The following is a 1,442-nucleotide window of genomic DNA, read 5'->3' as shown; positions in this document are numbered from 1 at the left end:
GGACTCTCAATGATCCTGTCAAGCCGCCACCGCGGTGACCGGCACAGTCGGTTGCCAGGTGCGGTTGTCGCGGAGCAGAGCGTAGAGAACGTCCACGCGCCGCCGAGCCAGGCAGATCGTGGCCTGGACGGGTCGCTTACCTTCGGCACGTTTGCGCTGATAGTAGGCGCGGGATCGGGGATCGCAACGGACCGCGGTCAACGCCGACATGTACATCACCCGGCGCAGGCGCCTGCTGTAGCGCTGAGGGGTGTGCAGACGCCCGGTGCGTTTACCCGAATCCTTGGGTCTCGGCGCCAACCCGGTCCAGGCAGCGAGTTGGTCGGCCGAGCCGATCAGGGCGGGGTCACCTACTGCGGCAAGGAATTCGGCTCCGAGCCGGAATCCCATACCCGGCAAGCTCAGGATCACTTCGGCCAGAGGGTGACGGCGAAATCGGGCCTCGATCTCCGCGTCCACGGCGTTGATACGTGTGTCGAGGTCGATCACCGCCTGCGCCAATTCGGCGACCAGTTCGGCAGCGACATCTTCCCCCGGCAACCGCACGGTCTGCGCCTTCGCGGCGGTGACTGCGGCCCGGGCGATCGATTCGGCGTGGCGCACCCCGGCCCCGGTGAGCATTGCGGCCAGTCGGGCCGCCCCGACGCGGCGGATCGCTTTCGGTCGCTGGTAGCGGGCCAGCAGCACCACCCAGCCCCGGTCCGAGGAGATCTGCGCGACGCGTTCGAGTCCGGGGCAGATCGCGACGAGTTGCTGACGCAGCCGGTTGATGGTCCGGGTACGGTCGGCGACCAGATCGGTGCGGTGGCCGGTGAGCATCTGCAGCTCACGGATCAACTCGTCGTCGGGACGCAGAACGGGCAGGTCCGACCGCATCCGGGACTGATCGGCGATCACCCGGGCGTCGCGGGCGTCGGTCTTGGCTTCGCCGCCGCGGTAGACCGACGATGCCTGCCACACCGAACGTCCGGACAGGTAGCGCACCGGTTTCCCGGCGTCGGCCAGCACAGTCAGCAACAAGGTGACGTAGGCGGTGGTCAGATCCACCGTCCACGACACCGTCTCGGCGAGTGCGTCGATCTCGGTGATCACCGCACGGATCGTTGCTTCGTCGTTGTCGCATCGCCGCGACAGCACCACCGTCCCGGAGGTGTCGAGTACGCATATCCAGTGGTGTTCTTTGCCGACGTCGACTCCTGCCCACAGTTGCGAACCGGTCATCGGATTTCCTCGTTTTCGCTTGTGTTCCGGCCTGGCCCCGATGGACGCCTCCGCCGGCATTTCCTTAAACAAGCGATCATGCGCAGATCTCAATCAGCGGTCCGAGGTGTCCAGACAGGTCGGGTGGCCAGTCCTTTCAAGCCCCACTCGAGAGTGGGCAAACCTTATGCAGCCTCGCCCGGCCTGCCCGGGTTACAGCTCAACGTAACTCTCACGAAGTA

1 protein-coding gene is annotated in these 1,442 nt (G+C 66.0%); it reads right to left on the bottom strand.

All coding sequences use genetic code 11. The features are described 5' to 3' along the window. Nucleotides 1-18 precede the first annotated feature (18 nt). Complete coding sequence (locus ACPCXD_RS22880; RefSeq protein ID WP_106201818.1) at nucleotides 19-1,221, bottom strand: IS110 family RNA-guided transposase; 1,203 nt, start codon at nucleotides 1,219-1,221, stop codon at nucleotides 19-21. Between the last annotated feature and the right edge of the window lie 221 nt (nucleotides 1,222-1,442).

The organism is Rhodococcus sp. AB351, from assembly GCF_049538275.1.
Classification (GTDB): domain Bacteria; phylum Actinomycetota; class Actinomycetes; order Mycobacteriales; family Mycobacteriaceae; genus Rhodococcus.
This window is presented reverse-complemented; position numbering and strand designations above follow the sequence as displayed.